Origin of the sequence: Nonomuraea zeae (assembly GCF_005889725.1) — a bacterium.
In the GTDB taxonomy this organism is placed as follows: domain Bacteria; phylum Actinomycetota; class Actinomycetes; order Streptosporangiales; family Streptosporangiaceae; genus Nonomuraea; species Nonomuraea zeae.
This window is the reverse complement of sequence record NZ_VCKX01000016.1, coordinates 66,324-88,860: the sequence shown is the minus strand read 5'-3', so window position 1 is coordinate 88,860 and position 22,537 is coordinate 66,324. Positions and strand designations below refer to the sequence as shown.

Below are 22,537 nucleotides of genomic sequence, written 5' to 3'. Positions count from 1 at the left end.
ACTCCCCTGCTCTTTTTTTTTTTTCAAGCAGAAGACGGCATCCGAGGTGTCTTAGGGTCTCGTGGGCTCGGAGATGTGTATAAGAGACCGGTTCGTGGGAGTGGGCGCCTCGCGCGTGCGGGACCTGTTCGACGAGGCGCGCAAGCGCGCCCCTTCGATCGTCTTCATCGACGAGATCGACGCCATCGGCGGGCGCAGGGGAGCGGTCGTCACCGGTGGCGGCAACGACGAGCGCGAGCAGACCCTGAACCAGCTCCTGGCCGAGATGGATGGCTTCGATCAGTCCAGCGGCATCGTGGTGCTGGCCGCGACCAACCGGCCGCAGACGCTGGACGCGGCCCTGCTGAGGCCCGGCCGGTTCGACCGCCAGGTCACCGTGCCGCTGCCGAGGCAGAGCGAACGGGCCGAGATCCTGGCCGTCCACGCCGGCGGCAAGCACCTGGCCCCGGAAGTGGATCTGGCGGTGCTGGCCAGGGCCACGCCCGGCTTCTCCGGCGCGGACCTGGCGAACCTCGTCAACGAGGGCGCCATCAACGCCGTCCGCGACGGGCGCACCACGATCACCCCGGCCGACCTGGACACGGCCCGCGACCGGGTGCTGCTGGGCCGCCGGGAGACCTCCAACGCGCTGCTCCCGCAGGAGCGGCACGCCGTCGCCGTGCACGAGGCCGGGCATGCCCTGGTCGCGGCGTTGTGCGAGCACGCCGACCCGGTCGCGAAGGTGACCATCCTGCCCGCCGGGCTCACCCTCGGCGTCACCGAGCAGCCGCCGGAGGCCGAGCGGCATCTCTACAGCGAGAGCCATCTGCGGGACCTGCTGGCCGTCCGGCTGGGTGGACGGGCCGCCGAGCTCGTCGCCCTCGGCGAAGGCTCGACCGGCGCGGCCAACGACCTGGCGGGCGCCACCCAGGTCGCGACCCGGATGGTGCGCGACTTCGGATTGTCGGAGCGCCTCGGCCCGCTCGGGTACGGCTCGGACAGCCTGGACGTCCTCGGCGAGGACGAGCCGGTGCGCAGGGCGTACTCCGAACACACCCAGCAGGTCATCGACCGCGAGGTGGCGCTGCTGCTGCGCACGGCCGAAGTACGCGCCACCGGCCTGCTGCGGGCCCACCGGGGCGCGCTGGACCGGCTCGCGGAGCTGCTGATCGAGCAGGAAACCGTGGACGGCACGGCCGTCGCCGCGATCCTGGCCACCGAGAGCCCTGAGACGGACGACGGACGGCTCAGCGATCACGCCCTGCCTTGACCGCCCGCACGCGTCTTACCCGGCAGCTGCCTCTCGACTGCCCTGCCACCGCGAGCTCGGCCGGATCGCCGGTCCTGCGGGCGTCGTGATCTGGATCGATCTGCCCGGTGAGGACGGGCCGCTCCACGGGTTGAGCGGCCAGGTCGCCGTGGGGTGGCGTGGACGGGCGACATGGCGCGTTCCGGCCCTGGTGTCCAACGGCGACGGACTTGAGGACCTTCGGCCCCTGAGACGGTGCCGTGGCGTTGCCAAGCTCGTGTTGCGGGCACGTCGCTCGTGTTGCGGGCACGTCGAGGAAGGAGCGGGCACATGAGGTGGGAAGCGATGTCGAAGCGACAGCGAGGTCTCCTGCTGGCACTGGTGTCGGCCGAGGTCGCGCTGACCACGGCGGCGGCCGTGGATCTCGCGTTCGTCCCCAGGGACGCGGTGCGTGGTCGCAAGGGACTCTGGTGGCTGGGGATCTTCGTCCAGCCGATCGGCCCGATCGCCTACCTAGTGTGGGGCAGGAGACGCTCCTGCGGCAGGATGCCTCGATGACCGGCCGGCGAGCCTCACGAGATCGCGTGGCGAGTGATCGCGGTCAGTGAGGCGGCCAGCGCGGTCAGCGCGCGTGAGGTGGCCAGTTTGTCGCCGATCTCAGGTACGGCCTCATCTGCTGGATCGCGGTGACTACGTCCGAGGCCGTCCAGCCGCCCGCCACCTCTGGTGATCAGGACCGCCTGCGCGGAAGTGTCGTCACCGTCCTCGGCGAGATAGATCCGGACGGTCCACTTCTTGGTCTCCATTGTGGTGATCTCCTCTACGGGGCAGTTGCCGTGGTCTCCCGGAATCCGGACAAGGCGGCAGAGGGCTACGGCTGCCGTGGGTGGCGCCACTTCTCGTCGGCCCGCTCCCAGGCGAGCTCCCACTCCCGGTACCTGGCCTGATCCGCCCGCCATCGCCAGCCCGCGAAGAAGCTCAGCGTCAGCAGCGCGGCCGCGAACACGATCAGCAGGCCCGTCGCTATCCCTCTCATCTGGAGGACCGCCGCGTCCGTGGGCGGCGATGCGGGCTCGCCGTAGGTGTCGAGCCACACGGTCACCACCGCGCCCGCCTTGGCCCGCGCCGGTGCGGGCACCTGAGCGACCCGTTCCTCACCTGCGGGAGTGGTCCATCGCGCCGCCGCCGTCGGCCGTTCAGCCGGGATCTCGGTGAAGCTGACGCGGGTGGTGGGGGCGTCCTCCAGGAGCGTCGCCGTGACCTGGTGGCGGGCACCGGGGCCGGCGCGCTCGTCCTGCAGCGCGGCGTCATAGGCCGACTGGCCGATCAGCATCGCCGGCCAGACGCTGAGCAGTGTCAGGAACAGGGCGGCCAGCACGAGGACGGACTCCCGCCGGTCGGAAGGCCGGCGCAGGGGGTTGCCGTCCGGGCGGTACAGGCGCAGACACAACATCACCGGGTTGACGGACGTCTTCATCGGAACACCTCCGCTTCCAAGGTGCGGGGTGGCCGCGCCGACGGGCAGGGCCGTCCGACTCGGAGTGGCGGGACCTTCGTCCCTTCGGCTTTCGCGCGGCCAGCGCGCCGTGACCACGACGGCGACCCCGCTGTACGGATCGGCAGGAAGCGGCCAGGGCCGGGCCGGGAACAAGGCCCTTCGTCCCTTGCACTGACGACCTCCAGCCCTGCACAGGGCGGACATGGGCGAGGTCCGATGGAGGTGACAGAGGAGGACACCATGATCATCGTTGGCGTGGACGGCTCGGTGGCATCGCGGGCCGCAGTGGAATGGGCGGCCGGCGACGCCGTTCGCAAGCGGGTGCCGCTGCGGATCGTGCACGCGGTGGACACGTCGTGGTACCAGGTGGGCAGGCGGCCCGACGCCGCCCCGCCCGGCACGCTGCTCCGCGAGGGACGGCGGGCGCTGCGCGAGGCGGAGGCTCTCGTCCGTGAGCGTCAGCCGTCCGTCGAGGTCACCACCCTGGAGGTGGAGGGCGAACCTGCCGTGGTGCTGCGCGAGCAGGCCGAGGACGCCGTCGAACTGGTGGTCGGCAGCCGCGGGCTCGGCGGCTTCTCCGGCGCGCTGCTGGGCTCGGTGAGCGTCCACGTGGCCGGGCATTTTCGCTGCCCGGTCGTGGTGGTGCGCGCGGAGCGCCGGCCGGCGCACGGTGAGGTGGTGGCCGGGGTGGACGACTCGCCGGAGTGCGAGCCCGCGCTGGCCTACGCCTTCGAGCAGGCGGAGCTGCGCGGCGCGGCACTCAGGGTCCTGCACGCCTGGCGGCTGCCGGTGCACGCGTTCGCCCCGGAGGCCGCCTACGACCTGGCCGAGGTCCGTGCCTCACAGCACCGGCTCGTCAGCGACCGGGTGAAGGCCCTCAGCCACGACTACCCGCAGGTGATCGTCATCGAGGACGTCCAGTGCGCGCTTCCCGCGGAGGCCCTCACCGCGGCGGCCGAACGGGCCGACCTGCTCGTCGTGGGCTCGCACGGGCGTGGCGCTCTGGGCTCGGCGCTGCTCGGCTCGGTCAGCAGAGGCGTGCTGCACCACGCCTCCTGCCCGGTGGCGGTGGTCTGCGCCTGAGCCGCGCGCCACCACCGAGCCGGGACGAAGGTCCCGGTGCCACGGGCCGTACGGCTCTGCTGCCGGGGCCGCGATCGCCGCTCGCCGGCCCGTCGATTACGTCTGGGCGGCCGCGCGGATCGCGATCGGCTGGATCTTCCTGTGGGCGTTCCTGGACAAGACGTTCGGCTGGGGTTTCGCCACTCCGGCCAACCGGGCCGGCACCACGCTGGGACTGGGCAACCTGCCCGTCGTCCGGCGCACCCCCTGGCTGAAGTAGTGCGAACGATCAGACGCCCGCCTCCGCAACGCCGGAGGCGGGCGTTCGGCAAGCACCGCTCATCGTCGGGACCGCCGGTTCTCCAGCAGCAGCTCTCCCGTCCACGCCAGCGTCGACACGGCGGCCCCGGCCAGAAGCCCGGCCCAGAACAGCGCCCGTTCCGCGGCCTGCCTGCGGGGGATGGACATGAGCCGGGCGTGCGGTCCGGCGACGTAGCCACCCGGGTCGGGCTCTCGTTCCGGCTCCTTGGGATCGGCTCGCCACTCCAGCCGCGGCTCGGGTTCGGGGATGGTCTCCGGGCTGGGGTGGTTCCAGGCCAGCAGCAGCGGGTCGGACTTGTCGCGGCCGTACTCGGTGCTGGACTCCACGACGCTGTCCGGCGGGGTCCGGCCGAGCTCCCACGATATGTCGGTCTCGATGTGACGCGTGTTGCCCTGGTATCCGTACATCACTCCGGGAGCGGCGAGCACGGTCGTGTAACCCCGGGATATCACCAGCGGCTCCCGCGCCCGCCCTCTGATGTGGACGGTCTCCGTGCGGAGGCTCGGCGGTCGGCGGCAGAGCCTGCCGTCGAGCCTGGACATCGTCTTTTGCGACGCGGGCTCCGGATAAGGCTTGTCGTTGAGCTCCACCTCGGACAACCGGGCATCGCCGTCGAATTCGATGTGGTAGTCGAAGCACAGAGGAGCTCCCTTTTTCGCCAGGCCGGTCATCATGACGTCGTACGTGTCCGGCCCGCACGTGGCGAGCTCCTTATCGTCGAGCACCATCCCTTCCGCTTGGAGCTCGGCGCAGCGGAACGCCTTGACGCCCAGCATCAGGTGCTCGAGCGTGCCCGCACCTTCCGGCACGGTCACCGACACGCTGATATTTCCGTTGAATCGGGTGAACAGCGGCACCGGCGCGGCCGTCTGGTACTGGCTCCAGGCGGCGACGCCGAGCAGGGCGGTGAGCGCGGACATCCCGGTGATGAGCCGGAGGCTGCGGCGGCGTCCCACCGCCGGCGTGCGGGCGGGTTCGGGCGCGGCGGGGGAGGGCTCCCGCGTCCCGGATGACGGGCCGCGGGCGCCCTTGCGCAGCTGCCGCATCGTGAGCCACATGAGCACGGTGAGTCGGAGAAGTCCCACGCCTTCACGCTCGCACGATGTGAGCGCCGGGGAAGGAGAATCCTGCATCGCGTGAGCAGGAGGAACGTCCGACCGGTGGCACGTCCCGCGCGTCATGGCCTGCCGCCGGAAATGGGCGGCTCAGCTGGACGACGATGTCACCGCGACCGGGCACCAGGCCTCGAGCAGCGCGGTCTGGGTGACGGGTCCCAGCACGAGGCAGGTCGGTGACTCGTTCCCCCTGTTGCCGAGCACGAGGAGCGTCGCGTACTTGGCCGAGTCGATGAGCGCGCGCTGAGGTCGCTCGGTCACGAATGCCGTCGTGACCGGCACGCCGGGGTGCTTGCTCGCCAGCTGGGACACGACCTCGTTGAAGCGGTCTTCCGCGCCCCGGCGCAGCGCCTGCGAATCGACGAAAGGCAGCGGGTCCTGCCAGGACGACGATCCGCAAGGCGTCCAGCAGCACAGGGCGGTCAGGGTGGCGCCGCGCAGCGTGGCCTCGTCCAGGGCGAAGCCGAGGGCCGCCAGGCTCGGGGGTGAGCCGTCGACGCCGACCACGATCCGGGGCTCCTGGCCGCTCGGCGGCACGAGAGGGCGTACGACGACGACCGGCCTGACGCTGTGCGCGGGCACCTGCACGGCGGCCGACCCCACGTGCAGGCCGTCGAACCCGCCTTGCCCGCGAGACCCGAGCACGGTCATCTCCGCGTCGCGGGCGGCCTCCAGGAGCACCGCCGAGGGTGTCCCTCTGCCCAGCAGCGGCCGGACATCGACGTCAGGAGCCAGCCCCCGGGCGCGGCGGACGCCGTCCTCCACGACGCCGAGAGCGACTTGCTCGATCTGTTCCAGCACATCCTGTGCGACGGGTCTGAGGGCGTAGGGCCAGTGCAGGGCGTGGCAGACCAGCACGGGGAGCCCCCGCAGCCGCGCCTCGTCGAGCGCCCAGCTCAGCGCCTGCTGGCTTCCCGGCGAGTCGTCGTAGCCGACCAGGATGGGCCGACCAGCATATGCATCGCTCATGCCGCCCCCCGGGCAGAAGAATTCCATGGTCCTGCCCGCCTGAGCCTTCCCCCCGCCGCGCAGGAGAGACCCACGAGCGATGAAACTCTTGGCCTCGTTCTCGCCTGCTCTGGCCCCGGTGAATTTCACGGACGTGGAGAACCGATGCTCGCGCGATGGCGTCCAACAAGATCACAGCATCGGAAGGGACTCATGTGATCATCTTGTTGAGCGGTACCTTCGAGGCAGGCGGCCATGCCGCCGTGGACGGCCGGTCGGCCGTGCGACCGGGGCTGCGCGTGACGCAGGGTGTCCTCGCAGCCGCGAGCGCGTCCCCAGCATGGTGATCCGCAAACGCGCCGCACGCTCCACGCAGCCGATCGACGTGACGCGCCTTCCCGACGACGTCGTGGCGCTCATCGACGCCCTCGAACCCGGTGAGAGCCTGGTCCTCACCCGCGACGGCGCGTCGATCGCGACGATCTCCAGCACCGTTGCCGTGGTCCAGGGCGCCGTCGTCGATCGAGACGCGCCGGACGAGGCCGATGAGCAAGCCCCGATCGACTACGACAGTGTGACAGTCGTGGCCACCGCGATGGAGCTGTCGACCGCGGCCCGGGTCGCGCTGTCCACCCAGCTCGGGGAGGACTACGTGGTGCTCGACATGCATGCGGCTCCCGAGACGACCGATGTGCTGCTGGTACCTCCAGGCAGCCCGCAGCTGATCACGGCGCTCCGGTCGATGTTCCCGAAAGCTCGCGTCGTCATCACCGAGATCGAGGACCCCGAACTCGGAGTCCGGTACCACGGCCCGGTCCGGCGGCTGCTCGACGCCGGCGCCGACGCGTACCTGCCCCCGGCGACCCTCCCGCTCCTGGCCAGGCAGCTCGACTACACACTGAGTCAGGGGCGCGAGATCGGCGGCGGGGCCGCGGCACCACTGCAGATCGCACCGGCCGTGGAGCCGGCCGATCCAGCCGGCGAATGATCCCGCGCCTCGGGCGGGGGCCGGATCCGGCCGTCCGGACCGGCAGGCTCGCTCGGCGTGGCCAGCCGTACAGCGGTGACCTTGTATTCGGGGCACGATGTCACGGTGTCGGCCCGGTCGGAGGTCAGGGTGTTGACGCCGCTGGCCGGGAAGTGGAAGGCGCAGAAGACCTGACCCGGTGACATGTCGTCGCTGACGCGGGCGACCAGGCAGGCCCGGCCGTGGCGGCTCTCCACCTCGACCCGGTCGCCATCGCGCAGGCCGTACCGCGCGGCGTCGGCGGGATGGAGGTCGAGCCGGTCCACGGAGTCGAGCCGGAGATTGTCCGTGCGCCGGGTCATTCCGCCCGAGTTGTAATGCGCCCAGCGCCGTCCGGTGACCAGCACCAGAGGGTACCGGTCGTCAGGCTGCTCGCCCGGCGGCAGATAGGGCGCGGCGCTGAGCTGGGCCAGCCCGTCGGGAGTCGCGAACCGGTCCCGGTAGAGCGCGGCCTCACCTGGCCGGGCGGGGTCCGGGCACGGCCAGGGGACGGCGCCTTCGCGGTCGAGTCGTTCATGGGACAGCCCCGCGAAGGCGGGAACCAGCCGAGCGCACTCGGCCAGAGCCTCTGCCGGCGTGGGACACCCCAGGCCGGAGCCGAGCGCCGCGGCGAGCGCGTGGATGACCTCGAAATCGGTGCGGGCCGCTCCCGCCGGTCCGAGGGCGGCTCGCACCCTTTGGAAGCGGCGGTCGAAGTTGACGAAAGTGCCCTCCTTCTCCAGCCAGGACGCGACCGGGAACACGACGTCGGCCCTGCGGGCGGTCTCGGACAGGAACAGCTCGTTGCAGACGACGAGCGGACAGGCGTCGAGTGCCTCGATGACGTGCGTACTGTCCGGATCGGTGGCGCACACGTCCTCTCCGACGATCCACAGCGCGCGCAGCTCTCCCGAGCGCGCGGCGGCGAACATCTCCGGGATGCGGAGCCCGGGCCGCGGCGGGACCGGCGTACCCCACACCTGCTCCGCCCGGGACCGGGCGGCGGGGTCGGTCACCTTCCCGTAGCCGGGCAGGAGGTCCGGCAGCGCCCCCATGTCGGAAGCGCCTTGGACGTTGTTCTGGCCGCGCAGCGGGTTCACGCCGAAGCCGCGGCCGGTTCCGACCGCTCCGCGCAGGATCGCGAGGTTGGACAGCGTGCGCACCCCGTCGGTGCCGTGCAGGTGCTCGGTCACGCCCAGCCCGTACACGATCGCCGGCTTCTCCGCCCGGCCGAAGAGGCGGGCGGCCGCGACCAGGTCGCCTGCGGGGACACCGGTGATCGCGGCGGCCCGCTCAGGGGAGTAGTCCGCCAGCAGGGCGGTGAGCTCGGGCAGGCCCGCCGCCCGGCGGCGCAGGAACTCCTCATCGATCAGCCCCTCGGCGAGCAGCACGTGGGCCAGCCCGTGGAAGAGCGCGACGTTGGTGCCGGGCCGGGGCCGCAGGTGAACGTCGGCGTAGCGGGCCAGGCCGACCGAGCGAGGGTCCGCCACGACGAGCCGGGCCCCGCGCAGGACCCGCTGGAGCAGGCGGGCGCCGACCACCGGGTGCGCCTCGGCCGGGTTGGCGCCCACCAGCAGCAGGCAATCCGCGCGCTCCACGTCGTCGAAGCTGTCGGTGCCGCCGGACAGGCCGAACGTCTGGGTCAGCCCGGCGGCCGACGGAGCATGGCACAGCCTGGAGCAGTTGTCGACGCTGTTGGTGCCGATCACCACCCGCATGAACTTCTGGAGCAGGTAGTTCTCCTCGTTGGTCGCCCGGGCCGAGGAGATCGCGGCCACCGCGTCGGGGCCGCCCGCGGCGACCGCGGCCCGCAGCCCTCTGGCGGCGTGATCGAGAGCCTCGCGCCAGCTCACCGGCTCCAGCCGGCCGGCGCGGCGCACCAGCGGCTGGGTGAGACGCTCGGGCGAGCGGAGGAAGCCGTGGGCGAACCGGCCCTTGACGCACGCGTGCCCGCGGTTGACCGGGCCGTCGTGGCCGGGCAGCACCGCGATCACGTCGCCGTCGGCCGTGAGCACGTCCAGCGAGCAGCCCACCCCGCAGTAGCCGCACGTGGTGCGGGTACGTTTCGCTTGCGGCGCCGTGTCACCGCGGGGCAGGCCGGGCTCGGTGAGCGCGCCGGTGGGACAGGAGTCGACGCAGCCGCCGCAGGAGACGCAGTCGGACTCCGCCCATGTCCCTCCCGTGCCGGGCGCGACCACCGTGCCGGACCCCCGCCCGGCCAGGGTGAGGGCGAAGGTGCCCTGCACCTCGGCGCACATCCGCACGCACCGGCCGCACGCGATGCACAGGTCGCGGTCGAGGTGGACGTAAGGATGACTGTCGTCACGTCCCCGGCCGCCGGGCCCCCGGGCCGCCTGCGGGGCTATCTCCAGCGAGCGGCAGACCTGGGCCAGCTCGCTGTCGCCGGCGCCACCCTCAAGAGCGTAGGACGGCAGCGCGGAGACGATCAGCTCGACCGACTCGCGGCGCAACGTCCGCAGGTCCTCGGCCGCGACCTCGATCAGGGCGTCGCCGGTGGCCGGAGTCACGCACGCGGCCACCACCTTTCCGCCGGATCTCACCAGGCAGGTACGGCACGAGCCGGCCGGAGTCAGACGGTCGTCGTCGCACAGGGTGGGCAACTCGCCGCCGGCCGCGCGCACCGCGTCGAGCACCGATGCGTTCTCCGCCACGTGGACGGTCACCCCGTCCACCCGGACCCTCATCTGTCCCACCCCGCGAGCCGGTCGCCGTAGGCACGCGCGAGGCTGCGTACCGCCGCCGGTACGCGCCGCCCGAAAGCGCACAGGCTGGCCTCGCTCATGACCCGGAGCAGCCGCGCGTACTCCTCGCGGGCCTGCGTACCGTCCTGGATGATCTCCAGGCCCCGGCGGGACCCGACCCGGCAGGGGGAGCAGGCCCCGCAGCTCTCCGCGGCGGCGAACTCCCACACGTGCCGCAGCACCTCTTCCGGCTCGATCCGCTGGTCGAAGGCGACGAGGCCGGCATGTCCGAGCGCCGCGCCGCGAGCGGCCAGGTCCGCCTCCGACAGGGGCACGTCGAGCTCGCCGGCCGGCAGGAAGCCGCCCAGAGGCCCGCCGACCTGCACGACGGACAGATCCGAGCCCTCGCGCAGGCCACCGCCCAGCTCGTCGACGATCCTGCGCACGGGCGTGCCGAGCTCGACCTCGTAGCAGCCGGGCCGGGCGAACCGCTCGGACAGGCAGACCAGCTTCGTGCCGGTCTCCGAGGACGTGCCGCGCGCGGCGTAGGCGTCCCCGCCCCGCTCGACGATCCACGGGACCGCGGCCAACGTCTCGACGTTGTTCACCACGGTCGGGGCATCCCACAGGCCCTGCCGCGTCGGGAACGGCGGACGCGGCCGGGCACAGCCGCGGCCGCCTTCGAGCCCGGCGACCAGGGCGGTCTCCTCACCCGCGACATAGGAACCCGAGCCCGCCACCACCTCGACGTCGAGATCGACGCCGGTGCCGTGGATCCGCCGCCCCAGATGCCCGGCGGCGCGGGCCTGCTCGACCGCGACCCGCATCCTGGCCAGCGCCTGCGGATATTCCGACCGGACCAGGACCACGCCACGGTGGCCCCCGCTGGCGTAACAGGCCAGCGCCAGACCCTCCAGCACCCGATCCGGATCAGCCTCCATCAGCAGCCGGTCGGCGTACGAGCCCGGATCGCCCTCATCGCCGTTGGCCACCACCACCGTGTCGGGGGAGCCTCCCGCGGCCGCCCACTTCGCGGCCACCGGAAACCCGGCTCCGCCGCGCCCGCGCAGCCCGGAGGCCGCCACCTCGGCCAGGACCTGCTCGGGCGTGCGGGTCCGCAGGATGCCCGGCCACGCCTCCCAGGCGTCCTCTCCGCCGGCGACACCGGCCAGCACCACGGGAGCGCCGGTCGCGTCGGCGGCCGGTATCGGGGGAGCATGCGGCTCGGCCCGGCCGGTGAGCTGGCCGGCCAGCGCAGGCCCCGTACACGGCGTGTCGCCGTCGAGGCAGGCCGGACCGGCATAGCAGTAGCCAAGACACCGGACGCTCTGCAGCGAGACCGCCCCATCCGCGCCGACGTGATCCGCCGCGACGCCGAGCGCCGCCTCCACCTCGCGTACGTGCCGTCCCGCCTCGGCGGCGAAGCAGGCCGCCGCGGTACAGACCCGCACGTGACGGCGGCCGCGGGGAGCGGCCAGATCGGCGTAGAAGGTGGCCGGCCCGAGCCCAGCCGCCGCCGGCAGGCCGAACCGCTGGGCGACCTCGGGAGCCCACGCTGCCGCGGCCCCCCGGCCGGCTCTCGCCGCCTCGGACAGGGAATCCAGCAACCGGGCGCCAGGACGCCCGCGACGCTCGGCCAGGGCACGAAAAGCATCGAACCGGCTGCCTGAACCCATGGTCCCCATCATGACCCCGTCCCCGTGACCGTCGCACGGAGGCGCTGGTCATCTTTGGGCAAGGTCACGTCAATGAGGCGTCGTGACGATCGAGGCGATCATGCTGCCGCTCTTCCCGGGTCCGCCGCCGAAGCGGCGCTCGCGATGAAACCGGAAAATCCGTCCAAAGTCCTCTTTGTAAGGGCAGATCCGCTCTGACCACCGTGGCCGCGTGGCAGCGATCCTGGGAACATGCGGCAGCTCAGTGCGTTGGACGCGCAGTTCCTCAACTTCGAGACCGCCACCAACATCGCGAACGTCGGAGGGCTCGCCGTCCTTGAGGCGGGCCTGTCCAGGAAGAAGATCCTGGACAGGCTGGCGGCCCGCATGCCCGGAGTGCCGCAGCTGCGGCAGCGACTGGTCCGCGTGCCCTTCGGCCTGGACCACCCGTACTGGGCCGACGACGACGAGATCGACCTGGACTATCACCTCCAGGAGCTGGCCCTGCCGTCGCCAGGGAACGACGTGCAGCTGGCCGAGCAGGTGGCCCGCCTGCACGAGCGGCGGCTGGACCTGACCCGGCCGCTGTGGGAGATGTATCTGATCCACGGTCTGGCCGCAGGCCGCTGCGGTGTCTACACCAAGGTGCATCACGCCGCTGTCGACGGGCTGACCGGCGCCGAGGTGCTCGCCGCGCTCATGGACCCTGCCCCTGAGGTGATCGCGCGCGAGCCGGAGGCGCCTCCGGAGCTGTGGCGCATGCTGACCAGGAGCGCCTGGCACCTCGCGGCGAATCCGGCGCACCTGCTGAGGTTCGTGGACGAGGCGCTGCCGATGTTGGACCAGCTGCCCGTTGTCTCGCGGCTGCCGGGCGCGGGCCGCCTGTCGCGGATGGTACGGCGCGGCCCTCTGCCCGACCTGCCGGATCTCGCGGCTCCGCGCACCCCGTTGAGCGGCCCGGTCTCGTCCCATCGCCGCTACGCCTTCGCCGAGCTGCCGCTGGAGAAGATCAAGCGGGTCAAGAACGCCTTCGGCGTCACGGTGAACGACGTCGTGATGGCGCTGGCGGCCTCCGCGCTGCGCCGCTGGCTGGTCGAGCACGCGGGGTTGCCGGACGTTCCGCTGGTCGCGGGCGTGCCGTTCTCCGTGCGCGGGCGTTCGGGCACGGGCGAGGGCAACCAGGTCACCATCATGATCACTCAGCTGCCCACGCACGTACCGGATGCCCGCCGGCGCCTGCTGCTCGTGAGCGAGGCCATGCGGCAGATCAAGCAACGCTTCGCCCTGACACCGGCGTCCTGGCTGCAGGAGCTGAGCCAGAGCCTGCCCGCCGCGCTGAACGGCCTGGCCGACCGCGCCGCATTCGAGCTGGTGGGCAGGACGGCGCCGCCCATCAATGTGATCATCTCGAACGTTCCTGGCCCGCAGTACCCGCTGACGATCGCGGGAGTCAAGCTGCTGGCGTACCACCCGGTGTCCGTGGTCACCGACGTGAGCGGCGCCCTGAACATCACGGCCTTCTCCTACCACGGCCGCCTCGACATCGGGATCACCGCCTGCAGGAGGCTGGTCGCCGACGTGTGGGCCTTCCCCGGCTTCCTGCGCGAGGCGCTGGACGAGCTGAGCCCGGAGCCCTGACCTCGCTGTGCCCTTGAGGGAGTCAACCGCATCAACCTGGGGAAATGCAGGTATGGGGCGTTTGGGAGAGCAGAGCGCAAGACCAGGCTCGTCCGTCGAATCAAGCCATGGACAGGTGGGCGGCAGAGGGCGGGGGGCGTCATCGATGGGACCATGGGCACAGATCAAGGAGACGCATTCCGCGGTGGTGATCCTTCTCGGCGACCGGGCGGTCAAGCTGAGGAAGCCGGTGGATCTCGGCTTCCTGGACTTCACCACTCGTGAGGCTCGGCGGGCCGTCTGCCATGAGGAGGTCAGGCTCAACCGGAGGCTGGCACCCGATGTCTACGAGGGTGTGGCCGACGTGCTCGGCCCCGACGGGCAGCCGTGCGAGCACCTCGTGGTGATGCGGCGGATGCCCGAGGAGCGCCGTCTCGCCACGATGATCAGCTCCGGCGTGCCCGTGGAGGCGGAGCTGCGCCAGGTCGCCCGGATGATCGCGAGTCTGCACGGCCGGGCCCGCCGCAGCCCGCGGATCGACCGGCAGGGGGAGGCGCAGTCGTTGCGGGGCCGTTGGACGGAGAGCTTCGAGCAGGCCCGGGAGCTGGCTGACCCGGTTTTCGACCCGCAGGCCATCCAGGAGATCGAGCGGCTCGTTCTGCGCTTCCTTGACGGTCGTGAGCGCCTGTTCGCCACCCGGGTCGGCGAGGGGCGCATCGTGGACGGTCACGGAGATCTGCTGGCGGACGACATCTTCTGCCTGGACGACGGGCCACGGATCCTGGACTGCCTGGAGTTCGACGAACGGCTGCGCTTCGTCGACGGTCTGGACGACGCCGCCTTCCTGTCCATGGACCTGGAGCGGCTGGGGGCTCCCCGGCTGGCCGAGCTGTTCCTGCACTGGTACACCGAGTTCTCCGGTGATCCCGCACCGCCCTCGCTGTGGCATCACTATGTCGCCTACCGGGCCTTCGTCCGTGCCAAGGTCGCCGGTCTGCGGCACCGGCAGGGGGATCCCGGCGCGGCGTGGGAGGCTCGCGAGCTGACGGAGCAGGCGCTGCGCCATCTGCGGGCCGGCGCGGTGACCCTGGTCCTCGTCGGTGGAGCTCCGGGCACCGGCAAGACCACCGTCGCCGCGGCGATCGCCGACCGGCTCGGCTACGTTCTGCTGAGCAGCGACCGCGTACGCAAGGAGCTCGCCGGGATCGCGCCGGAACAGCCCGCTCCGGCCCCCTTCGGCGAAGGCATCTACAGCCAGGAGTGGACCGAGCGCACGTACCGCGAGCTGCTGTCCCGGGCGGAGACCATGCTGCAGCACGGCGAGCCGGTCGTCCTCGACGCATCCTGGCGTGCTGCCGGGCAGCGGGAGGCCGCCAAAGAGGTGGGCAGGCGCACCTCCAGCGACCTCGTGGCCCTGCACTGCACCGCTCCGCCGCAGCTGATCGCGGAGCGGCTGGCCCGTCGCGAAGGCGGGATGTCCGACGCCGACCGGGCGATCGGCGCCGCCATCGCGGCGACGGCGGCGCCCTGGGGCGACGCCGTCGAGATCGACACCGGCGTGTCCCCGGAGCACGCGCTCGAGCGTGCCCTGGCGGCGCTCCACGCTCGGTGGCCGGCGGTGCCCTGGCGGTTCCGGCGCCCTCAGCTGGAACCCGGCTGAGGCATCCGGTGGTGCGGGATTGCGGGTCCTGGGTGGCCGGGGCCGTGCTCAGGAGCTTGGCGTGGGAGCCGGGCCGGGAAGGGAAGTGCGTGTGATGGCAGAACAGATAGTGGTAGGTGTGGACGGGTCCGCAGCGGCGACCGCAGCGGTCGAGTGGGCGGCCGCTGACGGGGGCCGCCGCGGGCACTCGCTGCGCCTCGTGCACGTGTGCGAGCAGTGGCCGCCCAGCCTGGACGAGGCCCAGTCGCAGTACTCCACCGAAGTGCTGGAGGCCGCCTCCAGCCGGGCGCGCGAGGTGGCGCCTGAGGTGGAGGTGACCACGGAGTCACGCAGCGGCCACGTCGTCGAGCAGTTGATCGCCGGATCGGCCTCGGCCGACAGCGTGGTCCTGGGCAGCAGGGGGCGGGGCGGGTTCGCCGGGATGATACTCGGCTCGGTCAGCGCGGCCGTGGCGGGGCATGCCGCCGGGCCCGTCGTCATCGTGCGCGGCCCCTCCGAGATCGTGCACGGGCGGATCGTCGTGGGCTACGACGGCTCGGAGTGCTCGCAGGTGGCGATGCGGTACGCCATCGAGCAGGCGCGTGCCCGCCTGGCCCACGTCCATGTGGTCTACGCCTGGCAGGCGCCGATGTCCGCGCCGTACGCCGCCGCCTACAGCAACGTGCTGGAGAGCGTTTTCGCGCAGCAGCAGCGTACGGCCCGCGAGGCGGTGGCCCCGTGGCGGGACGAGTACCCGGATGTCGATCTCACGGACGAGCAGGTGTGCGAGCATCCCGTCGACGCCCTGATGAACGCCTCGGTCTCGGCCGATCTGGTCGTGGTGGGCTCGCGTGGGCTGGGCGGCTTCGCCTCGGCCGTGCTCGGCTCGGTCAGCCGCGGCGTGCTGCACCACGTCACCTGCCCGGTCGCGGTGGTCCGGCCACGGGCCGGGCGGACATCATGAGCCCGGGCCGCTGACCGCATCCGAGCCTGGACGGCGTCGCTCACATGGGCGGAAGCGCGGCTTCCCGCTCCTGCTTGCTCACCACGTGGGCGTCCGGCCCCGGGTACACGAGCGTTTCATGCTCGGAGTCCATCCAGTGCACGACATACGGTGGAGAACCGTCATCGTGGCGCAGCTGCGTGATCACGCCGACGCGCCTGGGCTCATGATCGTGAGCGCTCTCGACGATCAGCCGGTCTCCTATCGCTGCCTTCATCGCGTTGTTCTCCCTTCAACGGTGGCCGCCGCCGATGCCGGCGACGGCGCTTCAACCACTCGGAGGGTCGTCGGAAAGGCCGGGAACGACGGCGATCGGGCAGGCGGCGTGCTCGGCCACCGCTCTGACCACCGTGCCCAGATGGCCATGGTGCCGGGTTCGCTCCGCGCCCACGACGAGGAGGCTCGCCTGGGCTGCCGCGGCTCGCAGAGCCTCTTTCGCCGAGGCGATGACGGCGCGGACCTCCACGCGGACCTCCGCATGCCGCTCGCGCCAGGGGGCCAGGCGTTCCTCCATCCGGTTCTGCCCGGCCCGGGTGAGCGCCTCGACGTCGGGTACGGGCGCCATCGCCACTCCCCACGCCATGGTCTGCAGGTGCACGGCGTGCACGATCACCACCGGGAGCCGGCGCAGGGCGGCCTCGTCGAAGGCGAAGCGCAGCGCCGCATCCGGTGTGGCCGGGCTCAGGCCCAGGACGACGGGGCCCGGATGGGCCGGCGCGGGGAGCGGTCCTGGGCCACGCACGATGATCAGCGGAGCCTGCGAGTGTGCCGCGACGTAGGCGGTGACCGAGCCGACCAGCGACCTGGCCAGGGCGCCCAGGCCCCGGGAACCGATGACGACGAGGTCCGCGCCGGCCGACAGCTCGACGATGCGCTCGGCAGGGGATCCCTCGTACAGATCTGTCTGTACGTCGGCCAGCGTGCTGGAGGAGCGAGCGCACTCCGCGCCGTGGTAAAGCACATGCTCGGCGGCCTTGCGCAGATGCAGCTTGGCCTCCTCGGCCGCCTGACCGTAAGGCCAGCGCCACGCGTGCGTGACCGTCAGCGGCAACCTCCGCAGCTCGCATTCGTCGAGCGCCCAGTCCAAGGCCTGCATCGAGAAGTCCGAGCCGTCGTAACCCACGACCACTCTGTGGGCCTCAGCCATGGCTTTTCACCTCGGATCCGTCGCCGGAGACTGCGGGTTTCCCGCTGGACGGCTACCCCCGGACCGGGTTGATATCCCAGCTCAAGGGGTGGACTTGGGAGCCGGCGATGGGGCGGGCGTCAACCGCGCGAGGGTCTGGCGGGCGATCTCCTGCTCCTCGTCGGTGGGGATGACCAGGACCGGCACCTCGGCGCCGGGAGGGGACACCGCGCGTTCACCGGCCGATCCCGTCTCGTTGAGCGCGGGGTCCACGGTGATGCCCAGCCGGTCGAGCCCTGCCAGCGAGGCGGCGCGGGTGGCGGCGTCGTGCTCGCCCACCCCGCCGGTGAACACGATCGCGTCCACCCGGCCGAGCAGCGCGTAGTAGGCGCCGACGTACTTGCGGATGCGCCGGGTGTAGATCTCCAGCGCCAGCCCGGCCTCGGCGTCGCCGCGGGCACGCACCTCGCGCATGTCGCTGGACCCACTCAGCGCGAGCAGGCCGCCACCATGAGTGAGCGCGTGCTCCACCTGCTGGGCGTCCAGGTCGCCGGCCCGGGTGAGGTAGCCGGTGAGTGCGGGGTCGACGTCGCCGGAGCGGGTGCCCATGACGAGCCCCTCCAGCGGCGTCATGCCCATCGAGGTGTCGACGCTGCGCCCGCCGGAGATCGCGGTGGCGCTGGCGCCGTTCCCGAGATGCAGCACGATCAGGTTGAGCCCGGCGAGGTCGCGGCCCAGGACGGCCGCGGCGCGGCGGGAGACGTACGCGCAGGAGGTGCCGTGGAAGCCGTAACGCCGCACCCCGAGCCGCTCGCGCCACTCGCGCGGCACCGCGTACGTGTAGGCCTCGGGCGGCAGCACGCAGTGGAACGCGGTGTCGAACACGGCCACCTGCGGCACCTCGGGAAAGACCTTGCGCGCGAGCCGGATGCCGGTCAGGTTGACCGGATTGTGCAGGGGAGCGAGCGGGGCCAGCTCCTCGATGGCGGTGACGACCTCGTCGTCGATGAGCACGGCCTCGGTGAACCTCGTGCCGCCGTGCACCACCCGATGCCCGATCGCCACGGGGGCCAGCTCGGGCCCCGCGGTGGCGAACGCCTCCAGCACCGCGTTCAGCCCCTCGCCGTGGTCGGGAAAAGGACGGTCACGGATGTACGGCGGCTCGTCCGCACGCCGGTGCGTGAGCCGCCCCTGCTCCTCCCCGATGCGCTCGACCAGACCTTTGGCCGAGCGCCGGCGGGTGTGCGGGTCCACGAGCTCGTACTTGATCGAGGAGGATCCCGTGTTCAGGACGAGAATGCGATCGGCCATGTCCGCAAGCCTATTTCCGTGGGGTTTCGCGATGGGTCGGCGGTCAGGTGCTGGGCACGCCGTGGGCCTGGAACTGGGCGTGGACCCGGCTGAGCAGGCCTTGATCGGGCGGCGGGACGTCTGCGAGGGGGAAGCACAGGCCGAGCCGCGCGTACTTGCCGGCGGCCATGCGGTGAAAGGGCAGCACGTCGACCCGTTCGACGTTGCCGAGGCCGGCCACGAAGCGGGCCAGGCCGTCCACGTTCCCGGGCGCGTCGGTGAGCCCGGGGACCAGCACGAACCGTACCCACGCGGGCCGGCCCAGCCGCGCGAGCCGCCGGGCGAAGCGCAGCGTGGGCTCCACCGGCCCGCCGGTGACCCGCAGGTAGGTGGCCGGGTCGAAGGACTTGATGTCGAGCAGCACCAGGTCGGTGTCGGCGAGCATGGCGTCGGTGGCGCGGACGCCGAGCAGGCCGGAGGTGTCCAGGGCGGTGTGCAGGCCGCTGTCGTGACAGCGGCTCAGCAGCTCGGCGGTGAAGCTGGGCTGGAGGAGCGGCTCGCCGCCGCTGATCGTCACCCCGCCGCCGGCCACGGAGACGAACCGCTGATATTTGCTGATCTCGTCCATGACCTCGTCGGTGGTGACCCGGCGGCCGTCGCGCATCCGCCAGGTCTCCGGGTTCTGGCAGTACTGGCAGCGCAGCGGGCAGCCGGCGGTGAACAGGACGAACCTGGTGCCGGGGCCGTCCACGCCGACCGACAGGTCCCAGGAGCTGATGACGCCGTTCACAGCGAGCCGTGGAAGGTGCGGTTGATGACGTCGCGTTGCTGGTCGGGCGTGAGGCGGACGAAATTGACGGCATAACCGGAGACGCGGATGGTCAGCTGCGGGTAGCGGTCGGGGTGCTCCATGGCGTCCAGCAGGACGGCGCGGGTGAGGACGTTGACGTTCATGTGGAAGCCGCCGGCGTCGAAGTAGCCGTCGAGCACGCCGACCAGGTTCGTGATGCGCTCGTCTGAGGTGCGGCCGAGGCCGTCGGGGGTGGCCGTGCTGGTCAGGGAGATGCCGTCGAGGGCCTGGTCGTAGGGGAGTTTGGCGACCGACAGGGCGGAGGCGACCATGCCGTGGCGGTCGCGGCCGTTCATCGGGTTGGCGCCCGGCGCGAACGGCCGGCCGGCGCGGCGGCCGTCGGGGGTGTTGCCGGTGTGCTTGCCGTAGACGACGTTGGAGGTGATGGTCAGGACGGACTGGGTGTGCTCGGCGTCGCGGTAGGCGGGGTGGCGGCGGATCTTCTGCATGAAGGAGCGGACGAGTTCGGCGGCGATGGCGTCGGCGCGGTCGTCGTTGTTGCCGTAGGCGGGGTAGTCGCCGTCGATCTGGTAGTCGATCGCCAGGCCGGTGGCGTCGCGGATCACCCTGACGCGGGCGTGCCTGATGGCCGAGAGGCTGTCGGCGGTGACGGCCAGGCCGGCGATGCCGCAGGCCAGGGTGCGTTTGACCGGATAGTCGTGCAGGGCCATCTCCAGGCGCTCGTAGGCGTACTTGTCGTGCATGTAGTGGATGATGTTGAGCGCGTTGACGTAGGTCCTGGCGAGCCAGTCCATCATCCGGTCCAGCGCCCGGGTGACCTGCCCGTAGTCGAGGAAGTCGCCGGTCAGGGGCGGGTACGCCGGGCCGACCTGGGCGCCGGTGAGCTCGTCGCGGCCGCCGTTGATCGCGTACAGCAGGGTTTTGGCCAGGTTGACGCGGGCGCCGAAGAACTGCATCTGCCGGCCCACGGGGGCGGCCGAGACGCAGCAGGCGATGGCGGTGTCGTCGCCGGTGCGGGGGCGCATCAGCTCGTCGCTTTCGTATTGGATGGCGCTGGTCTCGACGGACAGGGCGCCGCAGAACCGTTTGAACGGCTCGGGCAGGCGCGGGGACCAGAAGACGGTCAGGTTCGGCTCCGGGGCCGGGCCGAGGTTGCGCAGCGTCTGGAGGAAGCGGTAGCTGGTACGGGTCACCAGCGTGCGGCCGTCCGTGCCGATGCCGCCGATCGACTCGGTCACCCAGGTCGGGTCGCCGGAGAAGAGCTGGTCGTATTCGGGGGTGCGCAGGAAGCGGACGATGCGCAGCTTGATGACGAAGTCGTCGATGAGCTCCTGTGCCCGCTCCTCGGCGATGCGTCCTTCGGCGAGATCGCGTTCGAGGTAGACGTCGATGAACGTGGAGGTGCGGCCCAGCGACATGGCGGCGCCGTTCTGCTCCTTGATCGCGGCCAGGTAGGCGAAGTACAGCCACTGGATCGCCTCGTGCGCCGTGGCGGCCGGGCGGCCGACGTCGTGGCCGTGGCGGGCGGCCATCCGCTTCAGCTCGTCCAGCGCTCTGATCTGCTCCGACAGCTCCTCACGATCGCGGATCACCGCGTCCGCGGCGTCCGCGTCGTCCAGCGAACGCAGCTCGGCCCGCTTGGCCGCGATGAGCCGGTCCACGCCGTACAGCGCGACGCGGCGGTAGTCGCCGATGATGCGGCCGCGACCGTAGGCGTCCGGCAGGCCGGTGATGAGGCCGGAGCGGCGGGCGGCCAGGATCTCGGGGGTGTAGGCATCGAACACGCCGTCGTTGTGGGTCTTGCGGTACTTGGTGAAGATCTCCCTCACCGCGGGGTCGAGCCGGTAGCCGTAGGCGGCCAGGCCCTTCTCCACCATCCGCAGCCCGCCCGCGGGCATGATCGCCCGCTTGAGCGGCGCGTCGGTCTGCAGGCCCACGATCAGCTCACGGTCGCGGTCGATGTAGCCGGGCGCGTGCGAGGTGATCGACGAGGGGACGGCGGTGTCGGCGTCGAGGATCCCGCGCCGCCGCTCCTCGGGGAACAGCGCCGAGACCTTCCCCCACACCGCACGGGTACGCTCCGTCGGGCCCGCCAGGAAGCGGTCGTCGCCTTCGTACGGCGTGTAGTTGCCCTGGATGAAGGCACGGACATCCACCTTGTCCCGCCAGTCCGTCCCGCTGAATCCGCGCCAGGCTTCGAGTTCGACTTCCGTGGCGGTCATCGTTCCCCCTCGTCATATCGGACGTTCGCCTTCACTCTTGTCCACGGGGTCACGGCGGACATCGGCCGAAGGGCATCCGCGGCTGGGACCAAGGTCCTTTCGATGATCTCGGCGCATTGTGACCCAGGACCCACGCTCCTGGGCCGTTCCGCCAAGGGCGCTCCACGACAGAGGGCTCATGACCCTGCCCGCGTGGGACCTTCGACCCTGACGGCGGCGGCCTCGGACGTGATGCGCTGGGTACATGGTTTCCTGGAGGTGGAGTCATGGCTGTTCTTTCGGTCAAGCACGCGCTCGACGTCGCGGTTGAGGCCGCGCGCTGGGCGCCGTCCATCCACAACACGCAGCCCTGGCGCTTCTCGGTCACCGGGGAGGAGATCAGCCTGCGGGCCGACCCGGACAGGAAACTGCGCTTCGGCGACGCCTCCGGCCGTGAGCTGCTGATCAGCTGCGGGGCCGCCCTGTTCACGGCGCGTACGGCGATGCGGTGCGAGGGCTTCGAGCCGGACGTGCGTATCCTGCCGGACCCGGACCGCCCGTCATTGCTCGCCACCATCCGGCCGGGTCGCGAAGTCCAGCCCGACGAGTCGATCCGGGCTCTGGGCGCTGAGATCGAGCGCCGCCGCACCCACCGGGCGGGCTTCGCCGACATGCCGGTGCCGGACAGACTGGTCGAGCGGCTGGTCCGGGCGGCCATGGAGGAGGGGCCCAGGCTCACGCCGGTCCGCTCGCCGGAAGCCGTACGGATCATCGCCGCGCTCACCCAGGCCGCGCAGGGCGTACAGGCGCAGGACCGGCGGTTCAGCCTGGAGCTGATCCGCTGGTCGCAGCCGCCCGGCAGCCGCCGCAAGGACGGCGTGCCCGCCCAGGGCTACCCGCAGCGCGTGGAACGTACCAATCCCGACTTCCCGCAGCGCGACTACTCCTGGCGGCACGACTGGGGCAACCAGGCTGACCAGCGAGCCGCGACGTCTGTCGGGGTCGTGGCGCTGCTCACCACGCAGGGTGACACCCGCGAGGACTGGATCGCCGCGGGGCAGGCACTGCAGCACCTCCTGCTGCACGCGGCCGCTTTCGGCGTGAGCGCCGCCTTCCACACGCAGGCGCTGGAGATGGGCCTGCTGCGCGAGTTTCTGCAGCATGAGCTCTGCTCGGGCGAGTATCCGCAGATGATCATGAGGCTCGGCATCACCTTCGACGACAAGGACTCGGTCCGCCGTTCCCTGTCGGACGTGCTGGAGTGAGGGCCGATGCTGTCCTGGCGAGCCGGATGGGGCACGGCTGGCAGCGGTG

19 protein-coding genes are annotated in these 22,537 nt (G+C 71.7%); 8 read left to right on the top strand and 11 right to left on the bottom strand.

Annotated elements, in window-relative coordinates:
- Window positions 1-61 precede the first annotated feature (61 nt).
- Window positions 62-1,249 (top strand): ATP-dependent metallopeptidase FtsH/Yme1/Tma family protein, encoded by a 1,188-nt coding sequence (locus ETD85_RS07975; protein WP_240779020.1) that lies wholly within the window; start codon window positions 62-64, stop codon window positions 1,247-1,249.
- Window positions 1,250-1,573: 324 nt separating this feature from the next.
- Entirely contained in the window at window positions 1,574-1,786 is a 213-nt protein-coding gene (locus ETD85_RS07970; protein WP_240779019.1) for a PLD nuclease N-terminal domain-containing protein, read from the top strand.
- Between the two features lie 14 nt (window positions 1,787-1,800).
- Here the strand turns inward: ETD85_RS07970 and ETD85_RS07965 are convergent, their stop codons facing one another.
- Both ETD85_RS07965 and ETD85_RS07960 read right to left on the bottom strand, forming a co-directional pair.
- Window positions 1,801-2,034, bottom strand: a complete 234-nt coding sequence (locus ETD85_RS07965; protein ID WP_138688959.1) for a dsRBD fold-containing protein — start codon at window positions 2,032-2,034, stop codon at window positions 1,801-1,803.
- A gap of 65 nt (window positions 2,035-2,099) precedes the next feature.
- Window positions 2,100-2,705 (bottom strand): Rv1733c family protein, encoded by a 606-nt coding sequence (locus ETD85_RS07960; RefSeq protein WP_138688958.1) that lies wholly within the window; start codon window positions 2,703-2,705, stop codon window positions 2,100-2,102.
- Between the two features lie 261 nt (window positions 2,706-2,966).
- On the opposite strand from ETD85_RS07960, the gene ETD85_RS07955 reads away from it, so the two are divergent.
- Window positions 2,967-3,809, top strand: a complete 843-nt coding sequence (locus ETD85_RS07955; protein WP_138688957.1) for a universal stress protein — start codon at window positions 2,967-2,969, stop codon at window positions 3,807-3,809.
- A gap of 318 nt (window positions 3,810-4,127) precedes the next feature.
- Here the strand turns inward: ETD85_RS07955 and ETD85_RS07945 are convergent, their stop codons facing one another.
- A complete protein-coding gene (locus tag ETD85_RS07945; protein ID WP_138688956.1) occupies window positions 4,128-5,195 on the bottom strand; it encodes a hypothetical protein in 1,068 nt (355 codons plus the stop codon).
- A 120-nt stretch (window positions 5,196-5,315) separates the two neighbouring features.
- Entirely contained in the window at window positions 5,316-6,194 is an 879-nt protein-coding gene (locus ETD85_RS07940) for a universal stress protein (protein WP_138688955.1), read from the bottom strand.
- Window positions 6,195-6,513: 319 nt separating this feature from the next.
- Here ETD85_RS07940 and ETD85_RS07935 point away from each other — a divergent pair, with 319 nt between their 5' ends.
- Window positions 6,514-7,161 (top strand): hypothetical protein, encoded by a 648-nt coding sequence (locus tag ETD85_RS07935; RefSeq protein ID WP_170246560.1) that lies wholly within the window; start codon window positions 6,514-6,516, stop codon window positions 7,159-7,161.
- Here ETD85_RS07935 and fdhF read toward each other — a convergent pair.
- Window positions 7,077-9,884 carry a formate dehydrogenase subunit alpha gene (gene fdhF, locus ETD85_RS07930; RefSeq protein ID WP_138688954.1) on the bottom strand — a complete coding sequence of 936 codons (2,808 nt, stop codon included), beginning with the start codon at window positions 9,882-9,884 and terminating at the stop codon, window positions 7,077-7,079. The genes ETD85_RS07935 and fdhF overlap by 85 nt on opposite strands.
- Window positions 9,881-11,557, bottom strand: coding sequence for an NAD(P)H-dependent oxidoreductase subunit E (locus ETD85_RS07925; RefSeq protein ID WP_138688953.1), 1,677 nt, complete (start codon window positions 11,555-11,557; stop codon window positions 9,881-9,883). Before ETD85_RS07925 ends, fdhF begins: the two co-directional genes overlap by 4 nt.
- A 231-nt stretch (window positions 11,558-11,788) precedes the next feature.
- On the opposite strand from ETD85_RS07925, the gene ETD85_RS07920 reads away from it, so the two are divergent.
- From ETD85_RS07920 to ETD85_RS07910, 3 genes are all read left to right on the top strand, one after another.
- Window positions 11,789-13,174: a WS/DGAT/MGAT family O-acyltransferase gene (locus ETD85_RS07920; RefSeq protein ID WP_138688952.1), complete on the top strand. Its 1,386-nt coding sequence runs from the start codon at window positions 11,789-11,791 to the stop codon at window positions 13,172-13,174.
- Between the two features lie 184 nt (window positions 13,175-13,358).
- Complete coding sequence (locus tag ETD85_RS07915) at window positions 13,359-14,813, top strand: bifunctional aminoglycoside phosphotransferase/ATP-binding protein (RefSeq protein ID WP_240779018.1); 1,455 nt, start codon at window positions 13,359-13,361, stop codon at window positions 14,811-14,813.
- Between the two features lie 94 nt (window positions 14,814-14,907).
- Window positions 14,908-15,756 (top strand): universal stress protein, encoded by an 849-nt coding sequence (locus tag ETD85_RS07910; protein ID WP_138688950.1) that lies wholly within the window; start codon window positions 14,908-14,910, stop codon window positions 15,754-15,756.
- 40 nt (window positions 15,757-15,796) lie between these two features.
- Here the strand turns inward: ETD85_RS07910 and ETD85_RS07905 are convergent, their stop codons facing one another.
- From ETD85_RS07905 to pflB, 5 genes are all read right to left on the bottom strand, one after another.
- Window positions 15,797-16,012 carry a DUF1918 domain-containing protein gene (locus ETD85_RS07905; RefSeq protein ID WP_138688949.1) on the bottom strand — a complete coding sequence of 72 codons (216 nt, stop codon included), beginning with the start codon at window positions 16,010-16,012 and terminating at the stop codon, window positions 15,797-15,799.
- Between the two features lie 51 nt (window positions 16,013-16,063).
- Window positions 16,064-16,942 carry a universal stress protein gene (locus ETD85_RS07900; RefSeq protein ID WP_138688948.1) on the bottom strand — a complete coding sequence of 293 codons (879 nt, stop codon included), beginning with the start codon at window positions 16,940-16,942 and terminating at the stop codon, window positions 16,064-16,066.
- A gap of 81 nt (window positions 16,943-17,023) precedes the next feature.
- Window positions 17,024-18,232 carry an acetate/propionate family kinase gene (locus tag ETD85_RS07895; protein WP_138688947.1) on the bottom strand — a complete coding sequence of 403 codons (1,209 nt, stop codon included), beginning with the start codon at window positions 18,230-18,232 and terminating at the stop codon, window positions 17,024-17,026.
- Window positions 18,233-18,275: 43 nt separating this feature from the next.
- Window positions 18,276-19,001, bottom strand: coding sequence for a pyruvate formate-lyase-activating protein (pflA, locus tag ETD85_RS07890; protein ID WP_138688946.1), 726 nt, complete (start codon window positions 18,999-19,001; stop codon window positions 18,276-18,278).
- Window positions 18,998-21,244: a formate C-acetyltransferase gene (gene pflB, locus ETD85_RS07885; RefSeq protein WP_138688945.1), complete on the bottom strand. Its 2,247-nt coding sequence runs from the start codon at window positions 21,242-21,244 to the stop codon at window positions 18,998-19,000. Before pflB ends, pflA begins: the two co-directional genes overlap by 4 nt.
- Window positions 21,245-21,510: 266 nt before the next feature.
- On the opposite strand from pflB, the gene ETD85_RS07880 reads away from it, so the two are divergent.
- On the top strand, window positions 21,511-22,488 hold the full coding sequence (locus ETD85_RS07880) for an Acg family FMN-binding oxidoreductase (RefSeq protein WP_138688944.1): 978 nt from the start codon (window positions 21,511-21,513) through the stop codon (window positions 22,486-22,488).
- The last annotated feature ends 49 nt before the right edge of the window (window positions 22,489-22,537 follow it).